17 protein-coding genes and 1 pseudogene are annotated in these 18165 nt (G+C 70.2%); 7 read left to right on the forward strand and 11 right to left on the reverse strand.

Going from position 1 to position 18165, the window contains the following annotated elements:
- Positions 1-17: 17 nt before the first annotated feature.
- Positions 18-1016 carry a metal ABC transporter solute-binding protein, Zn/Mn family gene (locus H1Q64_RS05340; RefSeq protein ID WP_237904679.1) on the reverse strand — a complete coding sequence of 333 codons (999 nt, stop codon included), beginning with the start codon at positions 1014-1016 and terminating at the stop codon, positions 18-20.
- A gap of 168 nt (positions 1017-1184) precedes the next feature.
- On the opposite strand from H1Q64_RS05340, the gene H1Q64_RS05345 reads away from it, so the two are divergent.
- Entirely contained in the window at positions 1185-1913 is a 729-nt protein-coding gene (locus tag H1Q64_RS05345) for an SAM hydrolase/SAM-dependent halogenase family protein (protein WP_237904680.1), read from the forward strand.
- On the opposite strand, the gene H1Q64_RS05350 is transcribed toward H1Q64_RS05345, so the two are convergent.
- The 4 genes from H1Q64_RS05350 to H1Q64_RS05365 form a co-directional block, all read right to left on the reverse strand.
- Positions 1908-2294 (reverse strand): response regulator, encoded by a 387-nt coding sequence (locus tag H1Q64_RS05350; RefSeq protein WP_237904681.1) that lies wholly within the window; start codon positions 2292-2294, stop codon positions 1908-1910. The genes H1Q64_RS05345 and H1Q64_RS05350 overlap by 6 nt on opposite strands.
- A gap of 126 nt (positions 2295-2420) precedes the next feature.
- The gene (locus tag H1Q64_RS05355; protein WP_237904682.1) at positions 2421-3119 is read right to left on the reverse strand and encodes an HAD family hydrolase; all 699 of its coding nucleotides are present in this window, start codon (positions 3117-3119) and stop codon (positions 2421-2423) included.
- Between the two features lie 241 nt (positions 3120-3360).
- The gene (locus tag H1Q64_RS05360; protein ID WP_237904683.1) at positions 3361-3603 is read right to left on the reverse strand and encodes a hypothetical protein; all 243 of its coding nucleotides are present in this window, start codon (positions 3601-3603) and stop codon (positions 3361-3363) included.
- A 162-nt stretch (positions 3604-3765) separates the two neighbouring features.
- Positions 3766-4200, reverse strand: a complete 435-nt coding sequence (locus H1Q64_RS05365) for a Fur family transcriptional regulator (RefSeq protein ID WP_035679968.1) — start codon at positions 4198-4200, stop codon at positions 3766-3768.
- A gap of 193 nt (positions 4201-4393) precedes the next feature.
- On the opposite strand from H1Q64_RS05365, the gene H1Q64_RS05370 reads away from it, so the two are divergent.
- On the forward strand, positions 4394-5335 hold the full coding sequence (locus H1Q64_RS05370; RefSeq protein WP_237904684.1) for a transglutaminase family protein: 942 nt from the start codon (positions 4394-4396) through the stop codon (positions 5333-5335).
- A 103-nt stretch (positions 5336-5438) separates the two neighbouring features.
- Positions 5439-6632, forward strand: coding sequence for a sensor histidine kinase (locus tag H1Q64_RS05375; protein ID WP_237904685.1), 1194 nt, complete (start codon positions 5439-5441; stop codon positions 6630-6632).
- Positions 6633-6688: 56 nt separating this feature from the next.
- On the opposite strand, the gene htpG is transcribed toward H1Q64_RS05375, so the two are convergent.
- Complete coding sequence (htpG, locus tag H1Q64_RS05380) at positions 6689-8578, reverse strand: molecular chaperone HtpG (RefSeq protein ID WP_237904686.1); 1890 nt, start codon at positions 8576-8578, stop codon at positions 6689-6691.
- 278 nt (positions 8579-8856) lie between these two features.
- Positions 8857-10491 (reverse strand): hypothetical protein, encoded by a 1635-nt coding sequence (locus H1Q64_RS05385; RefSeq protein WP_237904687.1) that lies wholly within the window; start codon positions 10489-10491, stop codon positions 8857-8859.
- A gap of 172 nt (positions 10492-10663) precedes the next feature.
- On the opposite strand from H1Q64_RS05385, the gene H1Q64_RS05390 reads away from it, so the two are divergent.
- From H1Q64_RS05390 to H1Q64_RS05400, 3 genes are all read left to right on the forward strand, one after another.
- Positions 10664-13174, forward strand: a complete 2511-nt coding sequence (locus H1Q64_RS05390) for a helicase-related protein (protein WP_237904688.1) — start codon at positions 10664-10666, stop codon at positions 13172-13174.
- Between the two features lie 133 nt (positions 13175-13307).
- A complete protein-coding gene (locus tag H1Q64_RS05395) occupies positions 13308-13742 on the forward strand; it encodes an RNA-binding S4 domain-containing protein (RefSeq protein ID WP_237904689.1) in 435 nt (144 codons plus the stop codon).
- Between the two features lie 122 nt (positions 13743-13864).
- The gene (locus H1Q64_RS05400; protein WP_237904690.1) at positions 13865-14596 is read left to right on the forward strand and encodes a TerC family protein; all 732 of its coding nucleotides are present in this window, start codon (positions 13865-13867) and stop codon (positions 14594-14596) included.
- Between the two features lie 73 nt (positions 14597-14669).
- Here H1Q64_RS05400 and H1Q64_RS05405 read toward each other — a convergent pair whose 3' ends face one another.
- The 4 genes and pseudogenes from H1Q64_RS05405 to H1Q64_RS33780 form a co-directional block, all read right to left on the reverse strand.
- On the reverse strand, positions 14670-15098 hold the full coding sequence (locus H1Q64_RS05405; RefSeq protein ID WP_145623349.1) for a cyclic nucleotide-binding/CBS domain-containing protein: 429 nt from the start codon (positions 15096-15098) through the stop codon (positions 14670-14672).
- A gap of 134 nt (positions 15099-15232) precedes the next feature.
- Complete coding sequence (locus H1Q64_RS05410) at positions 15233-15847, reverse strand: DUF938 domain-containing protein (RefSeq protein WP_237904691.1); 615 nt, start codon at positions 15845-15847, stop codon at positions 15233-15235.
- A gap of 9 nt (positions 15848-15856) precedes the next feature.
- A complete protein-coding gene (locus H1Q64_RS33775) occupies positions 15857-16312 on the reverse strand; it encodes a YbfB/YjiJ family MFS transporter (protein WP_330874519.1) in 456 nt (151 codons plus the stop codon).
- An 88-nt stretch (positions 16313-16400) separates the two neighbouring features.
- Positions 16401-17108 (reverse strand): annotated as a pseudogene (locus H1Q64_RS33780) (YbfB/YjiJ family MFS transporter); the annotation flags it as partial.
- 70 nt (positions 17109-17178) lie between these two features.
- Between H1Q64_RS33780 and H1Q64_RS05420 the strand changes: the two are divergent.
- On the forward strand, positions 17179-18102 hold the full coding sequence (locus H1Q64_RS05420; RefSeq protein WP_237904693.1) for a LysR family transcriptional regulator: 924 nt from the start codon (positions 17179-17181) through the stop codon (positions 18100-18102).
- The last annotated feature ends 63 nt before the right edge of the window (positions 18103-18165 follow it).

Raw genomic sequence — 18165 nt, forward strand, 5'->3', positions numbered from 1 at the left:
GTTCCTTCTCCGCCGCGTCAGCGCTGCGCCAGGGCGAGCTTGCCCTGGAAGCCGTCGGCCGGCGCCTCGCCGCCCAGCGCGCGGGCGATGGTCGTTACATTGTGGTCGATCATGCCGATGTAGGTGCCTTCGTAGCTGCCCGGCGCGCCCATGGCGTCGGAGAACAGGGCGCCGCCCAGCGTCACCTGATGGCCGCGCGCCCCTGCCCCTTCGACCAGGGCGCGAACGTTGCGGTCGGACACGCTGGTTTCCGGGAAGACCGCCGGCACGCCGCGGTCCGCCAGCAACGCGGCCAGTTCCTCGATGATCCGCAGCCCGGCTTCGGATTCCGTGCTGATTCCCTGAATGCCGCGGACCTCGATCCCGTAGGCGCGGCCCAGATAGTTGAAGGCGTCGTGGGCGGTTACCAGCACGCGGGCCTTGCCGGGGATGGAGGACAGGATGCGCCGGGCGTACGCGTCGAGCCGCGCCAGCTCCGCCCCGTACGCGTCGGCGTTGCGGGCGTACGTCTCGGCGCCCGCGGGGTCGAGCCGCGCCAGCCCGTCGCGGATGGACGGCAGGGTGCTCGCCCAGATTCCCACATCCATCCAGATGTGCGGGTCGTGGGCGCCCTCGAACTCCGGCGGGCTGAGCAGCCGCTCCTTGGGCACCGCGTCGCCCAGCGCCACCACCGGCTTGCCGGACTCGCGCAGCCGGTCGAAGGCGGCGGTCATCTTGCCTTCGAGATGCAGGCCGCTGATGAACACCGCGTCGGCCCGCAGCAGCTTCACCGTGTCGGAGCGGGTGGGCTTGAACAGGTGCGGATCGACGCCTTCGCCCATCAGCGCCTCCACCTCCGCCCGGTCGCCGGCCACCGCCCGCACGAGGTCGGCGACCATGCCGGTGGTGGCGACGATATGGGGCCGTTCACTTTCGGCCTGCGCCGCTCCCGGCAAGAGGAGGCAAACGGCCAAGCCCATGATGGCAATAAAGTTCGTCAGGCTCTTCGTCGCGAAGGTTTTTGAACATATGTTCATATTCATTGATCCCGACAAAGATCGGCAAGGTTAGGGCGGAGGGACCAAGTAAACGGGGCGGAATGCATTTGCGTTCCATGAATATATGAACCGCCTCTCCGGCCTTGCAAGGCGGCTCGTGACGATCCGTGTCTTACCGAACGGGGCGGAGTGCGCTAGAGTGGCGGAATGATCGTGCTCTTTACGGATTTCGGGCTGTCCGGCCCCTACACCGGGCAGATGAAGGCGGTGCTGGCGCGGATGGCCCCGGGCCTGCCGGTCATCGACCTGTTCGCCGACGCGCCCGCCTTCGACCCGCAGCTGTCGGCCTATCTGCTGGCCGCCTACGCTCCGGAATTCCCGGCGGACAGCGTCTTCCTGTGCGTGGTGGACCCCGGCGTCGGGACCGACCGCCTCCCGCTGGTGGTGGAGGCCGACGGGCGCCGCTTCGTCGGGCCGGACAACGGCCTGTTCGAGCTTCTGCGGCGGCGGGCCGGGGCGGTGCGCGCCTGGACCATCGGCTGGCGGCCCGAGCGGCTGTCGGCCAGCTTCCACGGGCGGGACCTGTTCGCCCCGGTGGCGGCCAGCCTTGCCATGGGGAACCCGGTCTCGCTGGAGCCCGTCGCTCCGGCCAGTCTCGCGCGGCCCGACTGGCCGGACGATCTGGCGCGGATCGTCTATGTGGACGTCTACGGCAACGCCATGACCGGCCTGCGCGCCGACCGGCTGCCGGAGAACGCGGTGCTGCGGGCCGGCGGGCGCACGGTGCGCCGGGGCCGGACCTTCGCCGACGTCCCGGTGGGGGAGGCGCTGTGGTACGCGAACTCCAGCGGTCTGGCGGAGATCGCCGTCAACCGGGGCCGCGCCGACCATGACGCCGGGCTGGCGGTGGGGACGCCGGTGGAGGTCGTCCTATAGCCCGTCCAGGCAGAGGTCGAGCAGCGCCAGATCCACGGGGCGGACCAGCACGGTGACCGGGCTGTTCCCCGGCTGGGCGTCCGGCGCGCCGGCGGTCAGGATGATCCGGGTGTGCGGGTAGAGCATGCAGGCCAGCGCCGCGGCCCGGTCCCCCTCATCCTGCAGCCGGTGGCGGCGCAGCAGGGCGACGGCCGGTCCCTCGGCCCCGATGAGGCTCAGCGCCTCGAAGCCGCCGGACACCGTAGACACGGTGAAGCCGCGTTCGGCCAGATGGCGGGCCAGCGCGTCCCGCTGGCCGGGATCGTCGTCGGCGACCACGGCGCTGCGGCCCCCCTGGCCGGGCGGGCGGATGTCGGCGTCGATGGAAAAGCCGGTCGTCATGGGGGTCTCATCACGGGCTTCCCCGAACTTCAGGGGCCTTGAACCTGAGGGGCTTTCTAAGCCAAGCGGATTGCGGTTGCAAATCCCCATGGGCGGCACGCGCCGCCCGATCAGCGGATCTTGAGGTCAGCGGATCTTGACGACGGTGGGACGGTCGACGATGGACAGCATCGGCAGGTCGCTGGGCCGGTTGCCGTAGCCCCAGGTCTCGCCGAAGGGGCCATTGGCGGCGATCCAGCCGCGCACCCGTTCCAGCTTGTCGAGCCGGACGCAATTGCCGGTGCACAGCCGCCCGGTCAGGGTGCCGTCCTCCACCTCCATCCCGGTGGCGAGCAGGTCGTCGACCCCCAGCCCGCGCAGCAGCGCCGGCATGTAGACGTCGAGCGCCCCAGTGGCGACGACCACCCGTCGCCCCTCGCGCCGGTGCATCTTCAGGGTCTCGACCAGCGGGGCGTGCCAGCGGATGCGATGGACCAACCGTTCCGCGGCGGCCAGCGCGTCGGCCACCGGAACGCCGCGCAGCGTGCGGCGCAGCAGGATGGTCTTGACCGATCCCGGAAAATCCACCCCCGGCCCGCGCCCGCGCGCGTGGCGGTGCAGGCCGGACCGCAGGGCGTCCAGGAAGGCCAGCCGGGCGCGGTTGCGCCCGATGACCTCGCCGATGAACATCAGCAGGCTGTCGCCGTGGATCAGCGTCCCGTCGAAGTCGAAGAAGGCCACCCCCGGCGCGATGGAGGCCAGGGGACCGACGCCGTGTGTGGTGGCGCCTCCGGTGGAGGGACCGGAGGTGATGGCGTCGAAAACGGGCGTGGCGCTGGTCTGCATGCGCCCTTATCCGGCGGAACGCGCCGCGTCACAAGCCAAATGCGTTGAACGGAGCCGTCCGGGGCAACTTAAAGCGAACTTCCGTTCGCTTTAGATTCACATCGCCTCATTCGCCGGCTCTCAGCGGATGCCGATGGCATCCGCCTGCCGCCAGCGAGAACGATGTTCCCGCGAGAGGCGGGCTTCGGCCGCATGTGCGGCCGGGACCGCCGTCGCGGTCCAAAGCGGATTGCAATCCGCTTTAGTGCAGCGACGGGCTGGGGGAATCGTCCGCGTCGTCCGCCTCGATGAGCATCTCGCCCACGGCGATTTCTCCGGCGCATTCCTCCAGCCCGGCCTTCACGGCGATCAGGAGGTTGATGATCTCGCCGTTGTCCTGCTCCAGGATGCGCAGGCGCTCCTCCAGCTTGTCCAGACGGCGGGTGACGCTGTCGGTCAGCCGGTCGAGGCGGGCGAGAACCGGGTCGTTGTTCGTGTCGTCCATGGCGGCGGTTGATCCGTCGATGATTCGTGTGCGTTCCTGAAGCTAGGACCACACATCGCCTCTGGACAGACCCGCGCCCGGCGCAACCCGCAATTGATGGGATTATCGTCCGGATGGTGCCCGGCGAGTCTCAAAGGACTCAAGACTGGGCACGCCCGGGCGTTACTCCCCCTCCGACGTGGTGGTGCGGCGGCGCAACGGAACACCATACAATTCGAGCCTATGGCCGAGCAGTTCATAGCCCAATTCGCGGGCTATGACTTCCTTCAGCCGTTCGAGATCTTCATTTTGGAACTCCACCACCTTTCCGGATTCGAGATCGATCAGGTGATGGTGGTGCTCCGACCCGGCTTCCTCGTAGCGGGCGCGGCCGTCGCCGAAGTCCAGCCGGTCGATGACGTTCGCGTCCTCGAACAGGCGCATCGTGCGGTAGACGGTGGCGATGGAGATGCGCGGATCGATGGTGGACGCCCGGCGGTGAACCTCCTCCACGTCGGGGTGGTCGGCGGCCTCCGACAGCACGCGCGAGATCACGCGGCGCTGGTCGGTCATCTTCAGCCCTTTCTCGATGCAGAGCTGTTCGAGGCGCGAAGGCATGGAAGTCCCCTTGTTGTCGTCTCACTGGCGCGCGCGGTTCGGCCCCGTATGGCTTGGCGCCTGTGGCCCCGGCCGCGCGTTGGCCGCCGTCCCTCCCCGGCACGGCCACCCAAAAGCCCGAGCACCATACTGTGATTCGGAACCATTCACAAACGCCGACGTTTGGTGTCGGCTTACGGAAAGGGCGCGCGCCATGATGACCCTGGACATCCACCACACCACCACCTACCGCTACGCCAACCCGGTGACCTTCGGCGACCACCGCCTGATGTTCCGGCCCCGCGACAGCCACGATCTGCGGTTGATCGAGACGGGTCTGGTGATCAGCCCGCCGCCGGCCTCCGTGCGCTGGCTCCACGATGTCTTTGGCAACTCCATCGCGGTGGCGAGCTTCGACCAGCCGGCGACGGAGCTGCGCTTCGAAAGCCACATCCGGGTCGATCACTACCCGATGGGCGAGCTGGAATTTCCCATCGAGGACTACGCGCGCTCCTATCCCTTCAGCTATTCCGCGGAGGAGGTGCCGGATCTGGCGCTGACCACCCAGCGGCACTACCCGGACCCCGAGCATCTGGTGGACGAATGGGCCCGGCAGTTCGTGACGCTGGGCGAGGGCGGGCCGCCCGACACGCAGGACATGCTGGTGTCGATGACCCGGGCCATCAAGGAAACCTTCACCTATCAGGCCCGCGACCTGGAAGGCACCCAGAGTCCGGTGGACACCCTGACGTGGAAGAGCGGCTCCTGCCGCGACTTCGCGCTTCTGATGATGGAGGCGGTGCGCTCGCTGGGCTTCGCGGCGCGCTTCGTGTCCGGTTACCTCTACGATCCCGCGCGGGACGGGCAGGAAGGGGCGATGACCGGCGGCGGGGCGACCCACGCCTGGGTGGAGATCTACCTGCCGGGCTGCGGCTGGGTGGAGTTCGACCCGACCAACGGCATCGTCGGCGGCAAGAACCTGATCCGCGTTGCCGTCGCCCGCGACCCCTCGCAGGCGGTGCCGCTCGGTGGCTCCTGGACCGGAGCGCCGGCGGATTTCCTCGGCATGACGGTGGATGTGCAGGTCACCGCGACCGGCGGGGCGGGTGTCGGCGGCGCTCCGCAAAACCCGGTGCCGGCGGCTGGCGCCGCCTGATACGGCAACCAATTGCAAACGAACGTCTGACAGAATGGAGGGTCCGGGGCTGCTTCGGTTCCGGACCGACCGTCCCATCCGACAGGCGAGGCTGCGTCACTCCGTGCTCGATCCCGATCCGACCAGCCCCGCTCCCAGCGGCACGCCGGAAACGGAGGCTGCTCCCGTCCTGGTCGCAGCCCTGCTGGCTGTCCGTGAGCCGTCCGTCGGGCCGGACGTGCCCTGCCGCACCCTGCGGGATCGGCTGGCCGCCCAACCCCGCCTGCCGGCGCTCGCCGTGACGGCGGAGGACGGACGTGTTCTGGGGCTGGTGGACCGTCTGGCGCTGGCGGGGCTGGCCGACCCGGAGGCGCCGGCGCGGACGGCGATGGACCCGGCGCCGCTGCTGGTCGAGGAGGACCTGCCGCTCTGCGAGGTCGCGCGGCGGATCATGCAGGACAATCCCGGCGCGCTGGCGTCCGGCTTCGTCGTGCTGGAAAACGGGCGGTACCTCGGCATCGGGTCGGGGGTGGCTCTGCTGGCGCGGACGGACGAGCAGATCATCGAGCGGACCCGCCAGCTTGACGAGGCCCGCCGCGCCGCGGAGCGAGCCAACCGGGCCAAGACCGCCTTCTTCGCCTGCATGAGCCATGAGATCCGCACCCCGCTGAACGCCATGATGGGTTTCGCGGAGCTGCTGGAACAGGAGGTCCTGGGGCCGATCTCCAACCCGCTCTACCGTGACTACGCCCGCGACATCGCGGAAAGTGGTCGCCATCTGATGGACCTGATCAACGACCTGCTTGACCTGTCGAAGGCCGAGGCCGGGCGGCTGGAGCTGGCCGAATCCCTGGTGGACGTGCCGCGCGTCGCCCTGGGCAGCGCCCGCCTGCTGTCCGACCGCGCCGGGCGGGCCGGGGTCGGCATCGACACGGAGCTACCGCCCGACCTGCCGCCGTTGCGCGCCGACGAGCGCAAGCTGCGGCAGATGCTGCTGAACCTGCTGTCCAACGCGGTGAAGTTCACGCCGCCCGACGGGGTGGTCACTCTGAACGGCCGCGTGGCGGCCGATGGGACGCTGTGCCTGTCGGTGCACGACACCGGCATCGGCATGACCGCCGACGAGCTGGAAAAGGCGCTGGAGCCCTGGGGCCAGATCGACAGCGCGCTGGGCCGCAACCACATCGGCACCGGCCTCGGCCTGCCTCTGACCAAGCGGCTGGTGGAGCTGCACGAGGGGAGGCTGGACATCGACACCGCCCCCGACCGCGGCACCACCATGACGCTGGTTTTCCCGGCGGAGCGGGTGGGCGGGTAGCGTTGCCCCCACCCCGGCCCTCCCCCGCTCTGGGCAGGGGAGGGAGAGGGGGGCCCTTATGCCAGCCCCTTCTCCATTGCGCTCGCCAGACGGCGGGCGAAGGCGGCGGGGTCGGGCAGGGCCTCGCCTTCCACGATGCGCGCCTGGTCGAGCAGCAGCCAGGCCGCGTCGTCCAGCGAGGTCGCCGCACCGCTCGCCTTGGCGCGCTCGGCGAGGCGCTTGATCAGCGGGTGGGCGGGGTTGACCTCCAGGATGCGCTTGGCCGCCGGGGCGTCCATGCCGAGCTGCTTGTGCTGCTTCAGCAGGCGCTCCAGGTGCATGTCCATGTCGTTCTCGTCGGCGACGAGGCAGACGGCGCTGTCGGTCAGGCGCTCCGACGGGCGGACGTCCTTCACCACATCCTGGAGCGTCAGCTTCAGCAGGACCAGCAGGTCGGTCAGCTCGCCCTCGGAGGCCTTCTCCTCGGCCGGCTTCTCCTCGCCGCCCTGGATCTTGCCTAGGTCGGCGCCGCCTCGGGTCACCGACTTGAAGGGCTTGTCCTGGAAGCTGCCGACCGACGGCACCCAGAACTCGTCCACCGGGTCGGTCAGCAGAAGCACCTCGACGCCCTTGGCCTTGAAGCCTTCAAGCTGCGGGCTGCGCTTCAGCGTCTCGATGTCGTCGCCGCTGATGGTGAAGATGGCCTCCTGGCCCTCCTTCATGCGGCCCAGATACTCCTCCAGCGAGACCAGACCGTCACCGGCGGTGCTGCGGAAGCGCATCAGCTTCAGCAGGTCGTCCCGGTGCTCGTAGTCGTCGTAGAGGCCTTCCTTGAGGACGGCGCCGAAATTCTCCCAGAAGGCCGCATATTCCTCCGCCTTCTCGGTGTCGCGGGCCTTCTTGCCCAGCTCCGACAGGACGCGGCGGGTGATGCCGGCGCGGATCTTGGCCAGCATCGGGTTGTGCTGGAGCATCTCGCGGCTGATGTTCAGCGGCAGATCCTCGCTGTCCACCACACCGCGTAGGAAGCGCAGGTAGGGCGGCAGCAGCCCCTCCGCCGAATCGGTGATGAAGACGCGCTTGACGTACAGTTTCACCCGGTGGGCGCGCTTGGGGTCGAACAGGTCGAACGGCTTGGAGGACGGCACGAACAGCAGGTTCGTGTATTCGATGGCGCCTTCCGCCCGCCAGTGCAGGGTCAGCCACGGATCGTCGAAGGCGTGCCCGACATGGTGGTAGAACTCCTTGTACTGCTCCGCCGTGATCTCGTTCTTGGAGCGCATCCACAGGGCCGACGCGCTGTTCAGCGGCTTGGCCTCATCCCCCTCGCCGAAGAGGATCGGGATGGCGATGTGGTCGGAATACTTGCGGACGATGCCGGAGAGGCGGTGCTCCTCCAGATACTCGTCGTCGCCTTCGCGCAGGTGCAGCTTGATCTGCGTACCGCGCGGCAGGTCGGCGACGTCGGAGATGGTGAACTCGCCCTTGCCGTCCGACAGCCAGCGCCAGCCCTGCGTCTCCCCGGCCTTGCGGGTCAGCACCTCCACCCGGTCGGCGACCATGAAGGCGGAATAGAAGCCGACGCCGAACTGGCCGATCAGGTTGACGTCCTTCTTGGCGTCGCCCTCCTTCGCGCTGTCCTTCAGGTTGCGCATGAAGGCGGCGGTGCCGGAGCGTGCGATGGTGCCGAGGTTCTCGACCAGATCCTCGCGGTTCATGCCGATGCCGTTGTCGGCCACGGTGAGGGTCCGCGCCTCCTTGTCCACGATCAGCCGGACCTTCAGGTTCGGGTCGTCGGCGGACAGTTCGGGCTGCGTCAGCGCGGCGTAGCGCAGCCGGTCGCAGGCGTCGGAGGCGTTGGAGACCAGCTCGCGCAGGAAGACTTCCTTCTCGCTGTAGAGCGAGTGCGCGACGATGTCGAGCAGGCGGCTGACCTCGGCCTGGAAGCTGAGCCGTTCCTCGGTCATGGTGTCATCCTTGATCGTTCTTGTTGGTAAGCTTGCCGATGGGTCCGGAGGACGGCGCAGATATGTGCGAGCGAGCCGCCCCATGCAAGAGCGATCGGCTGGCGTTGCACTGGAGTTTCGCAACCGGAGTGGTGGGGTGAGGGAAGTATTGCCCCCACCCTGACCCTCCCCCGCTGGGCGGGGGAGGGGACTAAGATTCCCGCCCCCGCCCAGCGGGGGAGGGAAGGGGCCCGCGGCGTCAGCCGTGGGAAGGGTGGGGGCAAGAACCTCCCCAAGCCTCAGCGCTTCTTGCCCTGGATCGGCTCCGGCGCCGGCTGGCCCATGCCCATCATCGCGCTCATGTCCGCCCCGTTCAGCAGGAACTGGCCGGTCTCGGTGACGTCGATCTTGTAGCTGCGCACGTCGTTGCCGGCGTCGTCCTTGGACGCCTGCCCGAACGCCTGGAGCATGGCGATCACCCCCAGCGCGTTCTGGGTGCTCTCGTCGGCCTTCTTGCCCGGTTTGGGCTGCATCGCCTTGGTGGCGGCGTCCAGACCGCGCAGCAGCACCGTGCTGCTGCCCACCGCGCCGAAGGCGGAGTTGGCGGCCATGCGCAGGGCGCCGGTCATGGTGCCGGAGGTCGCCGGGGTGTTGACGACGAAACGGTCGATGCGCAGTTCCGTCCCGACCTCCGCCATGGCGCCCATCAGCCGGTTGCCGATGGCGGCCATCGCCGCCTCGTCGGTCCCGTCATCCGGCAGGGCGGCCTCCTCCTCGCCGTCTTCCTCTTCATCCTCCTCACCGGCGGCCTGGGATTCGGCCAGCGTGGCGAGGTCGGCGAAGGCCCGCCACAGCGAGGCGGTCGGCAGCTTCGCGGTGCTGATCTGGATGTCCAGCTTGTCCGGCATGAAAGCCTTCGGCGCCACCTCCGGCTCCAGCGTCAGGCCGCTGGACTCGATCCCGAAGGTGGTGGAGGCCATCGGCTTGTCCAGATCCTCGGCGCTGCCGCGCAGGACGAGCTGGCCGAGGGCGAGGCGGGTGCCGTCCTCCGGGTTGAGCGCGGTCAGGCCGGACAGGCGGACGCGCCCGCTGGCCCCGCCCATCAGGTTCTGCATCAGCGGGATCAGCTCCGCCGCCGGGGGCTGGGTGCCGGCCAAGGCGTGGGTCTGGGTCAGCCGCTGCATGGCGTCGGCGCGGGCGAGGTCGACGCGGGTGTAGGTGCCCTCCATCGTCAGGCCGCCGAGATTCAGCACCTCCTTCTTCGTCTCGTCGAGGAAGCGCAGATTGCTGACGGACAGGGCGCCGGGACCGCTCCACAGCGGGGTGCCGGCGGCGGCGGTGCCGTCCGGCTTCAGCTCCCCGGCGACGGTGATGGCGCCGACGGTCAGGGCGCTCTCGTCCTTCTTGCCCTTCTTGCCCTTGCGGTCGCTGGTGACCGACAGGTCGCCAAGCTCCGCGTCCATGGACAGCGCCGTCTCGTAGGCGCCGGACCACAGGGCGCTGATGCGCTGGCGGCCCAGCTTGACGGTGGCCGACGGCTTGCCGTTGTCGAGGATGGCGACGCGGTCGGGCAGGGTGGCGGTGACGGCGTGGGTGTTGCCGTCCTGCGGCTTCACCGTCAGGCGGATGGTGCCGATGTCGGCGGTGGTGCCGTCGTCCGACACCGCGGTCAGAGCGGGCAGGGCGACCTTGTAATGGTCGCCGGCCGGGGTCGCCACCGGCTCGCCGGTCCAGCGCAGCTCGGTCGCGTCGCCCTCGCTCCTGGGGAACCAGCGGGCCAGCCCGTCCTTCAGCGCGGCGGCGAGCGCCCTGGCCCCGTCCTCGGTCACCGGGGGCGCCTCCGCGCGGGCGGTGGCGGGCGGCAGCGCCAGGGTTGCGAGCATCAGCGCGGCGGCGAGCGGACGGGCGGGAAAACGGCGCATGGTGTGGCGCATGAGGAATCCCTTAGGGTGGAGCGCGCCAGGGTAGACGGGATAACCGGCGCCCGTCCATCGGCCCGAGGTTTTATACCGTTTCCGAAAGAGTGCGGCCCCGGATGGTCCTTGCGGCACGGCACGGCCGCCCTGACGCTTGCATTGCCGGTCCTCAGGCCCAAAACTTACGCTTATGACCTCTGTCCTTTCTTCGTCCGGGGGCGGTCTGGGTGCGGGTGGCCGGGTGGTCGCCGTGCTGGGGCCGACCAACACCGGGAAAACCCATCTCGCCATCGAGCGCATGCTCGGCCACCGGACGGGGATGATCGGCTTTCCGCTGCGCCTGCTGGCCCGCGAGAACTACGACCGCATCGTGTCGATCAAGGGCAAGAACGCCGTGGCCCTGGTGACGGGGGAGGAGAAGATCCTGCCGCCCAGCCCGTCCTACTGGGTGTGCACGGTGGAGTCCATGCCGCTCGACCGGGCGGTGGACTTCCTGGCGGTGGACGAGGTCCAGCTCTGCGCCGATCCGGAGCGCGGGCACATCTTCACCGACCGGCTGCTCAACGCGCGCGGGCTGGTGGAGACGATGTTCCTCGGCTCCGACACGGTGCAGCCGCTGATCCGCCGGCTGGTGCCGCGGGCCGAGTTCATCAGCCGGCCGCGCTTCTCGCAGCTGACCTACGCCGGCTACCGCAAGCTGACGCGCCTGCCGCCGCGCTCCTGCGTCGTCGCCTTCTCGGCGACCGACGTCTACGCGCTGGCCGAGATGATCCGGCGCCAGCGCGGCGGCACCGCGGTGGTGTTGGGCGCGCTGTCCCCGCGCACCCGCAACGCCCAGGTCGGGCTCTATCAGGCGGGGGAGGTGGATTATCTGGTGGCGACCGACGCCATCGGCATGGGGCTGAATATGGACGTCGACCATGTCGCCTTCGCCCGCATCGTGAAGTTCGACGGCTTCGCCCCACGCCGCCTGCGCGCGCCGGAGGTGGCGCAGATCGCCGGGCGCGCCGGGCGGCACATGCGCGACGGCACCTTCGGCACCACCGACGAGGTGGGGGAGTTGGAGGCCGACGTCGTCGACCGCGTCGAGAACCACCAGTTCGAGACGATCAAGACGCTGATGTGGCGCAACAGCAAGCTGCGCTTCGACACGCCGGGCTTCCTGCTGAAGTCGCTGGAGGAACGCCCGCCGATCCCGGAGCTGCTGCGCGCCCGCGACGCCGACGACCATCTGGCGCTCCAGGCACTGGTCCGCGACCATGAGGTGATGGACCTCGCCAAGGGCCGCGACAACGTGCGCCTGCTCTGGGAGGTCTGCCAGGTCCCCGACTTCCGCAAGGTGCTGTCGGACGCCCACACCCGGCTGCTCGGGCAGATCTTCCGGCAGCTGCGCACCGGCATCGGGCGGCTGGACGAGGACTGGGCGGCCAAGCAGATCGCCCGGCTCGACCGCACCGAGGGCGACATCGACGCGCTGGTCGCCCGCATCGCCCACATCCGCACCTGGACCTACATCTCCAACCGGCCGAGCTGGCTGACCGACCCGGTGCATTGGCAGGCGCGCACCCGCGCCATCGAGGACAAGCTGTCCGACGCCCTGCACGAGCGGCTGACGCAGCGCTTCATCGACCGCCGCTCGGCCACGCTGGCCCGCACGCTGAAGGACGGGCGGGAGCTGATCGGCGGCGTGCGCGCCGACGGCGAGGTGGTGGTGGAAGGTCACCCGGTGGGCCGGCTGGAGGGCTTCCGCTTCGTCCCCGACGCCCCGGAGCGCTCGGAGGAGGCCAAGTCCCTGCTGACCGCCGCCCGCCGCGCGCTCCGCGAGGAGGTGGCGTCCCGCCTGCGCGCCTTCGAGCAGGAGCCGGACGACGTGTTCGCCCTCGGGCCGGACGGGGTGCTGACGGCGGACGGGTTGGCGGTGGCCCGGCTCGGCCCCGGCCCGTCGGTTCTGACCCCGGCGGTTCTGCCCTTCGACGAGGGGCTGCTCGACCAGGGGCAGCTCGACCGCGTGCGCGTCCGGCTGGAACGCTGGGTGAAGGACCGCGTCGCCGCCCGGCTGCGCCCCCTGCTGGCGTTGCGCGATGCGAGCGATCTGACGGGAACGGCGCGTGGGCTGGCCTTCCAGCTCGTCGAGAACATGGGGGCGATGCCCCGCGCACCGGTTGCTCCGATGGTGGAAGGGCTGGAGAAGGCCGACCGCAAGGCGCTGTCCCGCCACGGGGTGCGGCTCGGCGTGTCGCACCTCTATCTGACGGCGCTCGCCAAGCCGGGGGCGGTGGAACTGCGCGGGCTGTTGTGGGCGGTGAAGCACCGGCTGCCCCTGCCGGTGCCGATCCCGCCTCCGGGCCGCGTCTCGGTGGAGGCCACCGGCGCGCCGCCCGCCTTCTGGGAGGCCATCGGCTATCCGGCGGCCGGGCCGCGGGCGCTGCGGGTGGACATGCTCGACCGGCTGGAGACCGAGCTGCTGACCGCCGCCAAGGAGGGCCGGGCGGTGGCCGAGCCGGCCCTGGCCCAGATGATCGGCGCCAAGCCGGACGAGCTGGGTGCGGTGATGAAGGGGCTTGGCTACACCCGTTCAGTGGCGGAGGATGGGGCGGTTTCCTGGCGCCGCCGTCGCAACCCGCGCCACAAGCCCCGCCGCGAGGCCCCCGTCAACGCCGACCACCCCTTCGCCAAGCTGCGCCAGCTTTCGGGAACGTGATGAAGAGATTCGCTTTTGCCCCCACCCTAACCCTCCCCCGCTTTGCAGGGGAGGGGATGAAAGTCCCTCCCCTGCGTGAGCGGGGGAGGGAAGGGGCCCACGGCGTCAGCCGTGGGAAGGGTGGGGGCTCCGCATGACCGACCTCGACGATGACGATCTCCCCGACTCCGGCTCCGATCCCACCCCGGCGGGCCGTTTGCGGATCGACAAGTGGCTGTGGTTCGCGCGCTTCTTCAAGACGCGGAGCCTCGCGGCGAAGCTGTGCAACGGAGGCGGCGTGCGGGTGTCCGGCACGGTGGTCGGCAAGGCGCATTACGCGGTGAAGCCCGGCGACGTGCTGACATTCGCGCAGGGGCGGCACATCCGTGTGATCAAGGTGGTCGCGCTCGGCAGCCGGCGCGGCCCGGCGCTGGAGGCGCAGGCCCTTTACGAGGACCTTGCCCCGCCGGTGCGGGAGGAGGCGATCCACGACCCCTACCGCGCGCCGCCGGCCCCGCGGGAGCCCGGCGCCGGGCGCCCGACCAAGCGCGACCGCCGGGCGCTCGACCAGCTGTACGGAGAGGAGTAAGCCGGAACAGCCGGGGAAAGCGGCGGCGAAGCGCGGGCCGGGCCATTGCCATTCAGGGGTCGCAACCTCATCTGCGCAAAATAGTCCCGCAACGGCCGACTTTTTCGGAGCCCGCCGCCCTCATGCTCGAACTGCTCTCCGACCCGCAGGTCTGGGCCAGCCTCCTGACGCTCACCGCGTTGGAGATCGTGCTCGGCATCGACAACATCATCTTCATCTCGATCATGGCGGCCAAGCTGCCGGTCCACCAGCAGCAGAAGGCCCGGCAGCTCGGTCTGGCGCTGGCGCTGGTCATGCGGCTTCTGCTGCTCGCCTCCATCTCCTGGGTGGCGACCCTGACGGAACCGCTGATCACCGTACTCGGCATGGGCTTCTCGGGCCGCGACCTGATCCTGCTCGGCGGCGGCCTGTTCCTGCTGGCCAAGGGCACCATCGAGATCCACAACACCGTGGAGGGTCACGAGGAGGGCGGCGCCGCCCCCAAGGTCGCCAGCTTCGGCGCGGTGGTCGGTCAGATCATCGTGCTGGACATCGTCTTCTCGCTGGACAGCGTGATCACCGCGGTCGGCATGTCCAACGACCTGCCGGTGATGGTCACCGCCGTCGTCATCGCCATGGCGGTGATGCTGTTCGCCGCCCGCCCGGTGGGCGACTTCGTGAACCGCCACGTCACCGTGAAGATGCTGGCCCTGGCCTTCCTGCTGCTGGTCGGCGTGGCGCTGATCGCCGACGGCTTCGGCTTCCACATCCCGAAGGGCTATCTGTACTTCGCCATCGCCTTCTCGACGCTGGTCGAGGCGCTGAACCTGATGGCCGCCGCCCGCCGCAAACGGAAGAAGGCCGAAGCGCACTGACGCTCCGGCTCTTCTGAGCAGGTCTTTCGACGGGCCGTCCCTGCATCGGGGGCGGCCCGTTCGCCTTTTGGGGTCAGGTCCGCATCAGACCGTCGCGGAACTCCACCTCCTCCACCAGATGCTCGTAGGCGAGCTTGAACAGGTCGCGGATCGAGACGATGCCGACCGCGCGCTTGCCCTGGGTGATCGGCAGGTGGCGGTAGTGCTTCGACTGCATCAGGGTCAGCGCCTCGATGGCGTCCGCGTCCGGCGGCAGGGTGTCCGGGTTGCGGGTCATGATCGCCGACACCTCGGTCTCCAGGGCGTCGATCTGGGTGGAGAGCACCTTGTTGTTCAGGTCGCGCTCGGTGACGATCCCGACGAGGTCGCCGTGGTTCACCACCAGCACGGCGCCGATGTTCTTTTCCGCCATCAGCTTCGACACGGTCAGGACGGAGGTGTCCTCCGGCACCAGGATGAGTTCCTGCGACTTCACCACGTCCGGAACCAGCTTCCGCTTCATCATTTCCCCCAATTTGTAATTTGTTTACAAACTCAAGCGCTGCAGGGAAACAATAGCAAATCTCGCGGGTGCAAAACTGCGGCAGAAGACCGCACCTCGAATGGGGTGGTCCGGATGGAGGATCGGCCGGGGGCTTAACGGCGCCGCAGGACGACGGTCAGGTTGTTGGCGGGCATCTCCACCAGCTCGCCGAGGGTGAAGCCAGTGGCGGCGCGCTCCACCGCGTCCAGGTCGCGCACGCCCCAGGCGGGGTTGCGGGCCTTCAGGTCGGCGTCGAAGGCGGCGTTGCTGGGCGCGCTGTGCCGCCCGCCGCGCGTGAAGGGGCCGTAGAGCAGCAGCGGCGCGCCGGCGGGCAACAGCCGCTCCGCCCCGGCGAACAGGCCGAGCGCCGCCTGCCACGGGGCGATGTGGATCATGTTGATGCAGACCACCGCGTCGGCTGCCTCGACCGGCCAGGCGGCCGCGGCGGCGTCGAGGTCCAGAGGGTCGCGCAGGTTGGGCAGAGCCGCGGCGGCGGCCCAGGAGCGGACGCTGTCCCGCAGGTCCGGGTCGGGGTCGCTCGGCTGCCACGTCACGGCGGGCAGCGCCGCGGCGAAGGCGACGGCGTGCTGGCCGGTGCCGCTCGCGATCTCCAGCACCAGACCTCGCGGCGGCAGGACGCGGCGCAGCACCTCCAGAATGGGGGCGCGGTTGCGTTCCGTCGCGGGGGCGTGGCGGCGGGAGTCCTCAGGGTGCAGCGGATCGAACATGGCGACAGGCTACCCGCGCCCGGCGCCCAGGGCAACCGCGGCGGGGCTGCGGCGCCCGGCCATCCAGGCCCCGGCGGCGAGGAGAAGCGCGCCGGCCAGCACCGCGGCGGCGGCCCCCAGCAGGGCGGAATCGAAGCTGCCGGTGCGCGCCACCACCATCCCCGCCGGCACCGGCCCGATGATCTGCCCCAGCCCGTAGACGGCGGTCAGCGCGCCGATGACGCGGGCTGACGCCCCGCCGGACAGGTGCCGCCCCAGCGTGAAGGATAGGGTGACGATGCCGACGAAGGTTCCGCCGAACAGCACAGCCGACAGCAGGGCCGCCGCGGGGGACCCGGTGATCGGCAGCAGGATGCCCACCGCCTGCACGACATGGGCGAGGATCAGCGCCCGCCAGAGGCCGAGCCGCCGCCCCGCCGCCGCCCAGACGATGCCGGACGGCATGGCCGCCAGACCGGTGACCATCCAGGGCCGCGGCGCCGAGCTGCGCCGTCTCCGGCATGGTCTTCAGGATGGCGACCAGAAAGGTGCCGGTGACGATGTAGCCGGCCCCCTCCAGGAAATAGGCCAGCGTCAGCAGGACCATGGGAATGGAAGGGCGGAGGGAGGGCGCGGGTGTGGGCCGGGCGGCGGCCATGTGGCCGGGCTCGCGCGGCGGGTCGCTCACCCACAGCCAGGACAGGGTGCCGAAGCCCAGGCAGGCCAGGCCCAGCCACAGCCAGTCGCCGCGCCAGCCCAGCCGGTCGCCCATCACGGCGACGAACAGGCCGCTCGACGCGATGCCGAGGCCGACGCCGGTGTAGAGCCAGCCGGTCCAGGACTCGCGCCCGGCGCGGGCCAGCGCGTCCAGCGTCATGGCGATGCCCAGGATGAACAGGCCGGCGCTGGCCAGCCCGGAGACGAAGCGCAGCACGGCCCAGGCCGCCATGCCCTCGGTGAAGCCCATGCCGGCGGTGGAGGTGACGCTGGCGATCAGCGCGGTGCGGAAGACGGCGGTGCGCGCCGCGCCCTGCGGGACCAGCCCGACGCCCAGCGCCCCCAGGAAGTAGCCGAGATAGTTCAGCGAGGCGAGCAGCCCCGCGGCGTCGGTGCCCAGCCCGGTGGCCGCCTGCATCGCCGGCAGGATTGGCGTGAAGGCGAAGCGCCCCACCCCCATGGAGATGACCAGCACCAGCACGCCGCCGATCAGCACCCGGACCATGGCTTCCTCCTGCAGGTTCTTTTTTCGTGTGGCTCCATCCTGGCGTGACGGAACCCTCATTTCTAATGATTTGTTTCGATGCTATGCTTCACTGTGAGTGATGGGAAGCGTGCGGATCGGGGAGGAGGCGATGGACCTCGCGGGCCTGCGGGTGGTGAAGGCGGTGGCGGATACCGGCAGCGTCAGCCGGGCGGCGGAGACGCTGAACTGCGTCCAGTCCAACGTGACGGCGCGGCTGAAGCGGCTGGAGGAGGATCTCGGCGTGCCGCTGTTCCTGCGGCTCAGCCGCGGTATGGCGCCGACGCCGGCCGGGCGGGTGCTGGCCGACTACGCCGACCGGGTGCTGCGCCTCGTCGCCCAGGCGCGCGACGCGGTGGCCGACGCGGCGGGGCGGGGCGGGCGGCTGTCCGTGGGCACCATGGAGACCACCGCCGCCGTGCGGCTGCCGCCGATCCTCGCCCGCTTCCACGCGGAGAACCCGGACGTCGATCTGACCATCGTCCCCGGCCCCACCGAAACCATGCTGGGGGAGGTGCTGGCCGGGCGCATCGACGGCGCCTTCGTCTCCGGGGCGGTGGAGCATCCCGAACTGGTCAGCCAGCCCGTCTTCGAGGAGGAGCTGGTGCTGGTCGAACCGGCCAGCGGCATCACCAGCGAGTCCGGGCGGAACACCCTGCTGGCCTTCCGGCGCGGCTGCGCCTACCGCGCCCGAGCGGAGACGGCGATGCGCGAGGCCGGGCGGGTTCCCTACCGCGTGATGGAGTTCGGGGCGCTGGAGGCCATCCTGGGCTGCGTCGGCGCCGGCATGGGCGTCACCGTCCTGCCCCGCGTCGTGGTGGAGCGGGAGCCCTGGCGCGGCCTGTTCACCGCCCGCCCACTGCCGCCGGAACTGGCCCGCATGCCCACCCGTTTCGTCCGGCGGGTGGATTCCATGGAGACGGTGGCCCTGCGCACCTTCCTGGAGGCGGTCGCGGAGGGGAATATGGAGGGTGGGGCTGCGTCGCTTGCGCCCACACAACCGGCGGGGTTGATCCCGTCTCAGGCGGCGTGCTAGGCAAGCGCCGCGGTCGGGCCATGGTCCATTCATGCCCTCGGCCGCACCCACGCGCGAGCACGT

The sequence above is a fragment of the Azospirillum brasilense genome, from assembly GCF_022023855.1.
GTDB lineage: Bacteria > Pseudomonadota > Alphaproteobacteria > Azospirillales > Azospirillaceae > Azospirillum > Azospirillum brasilense_F.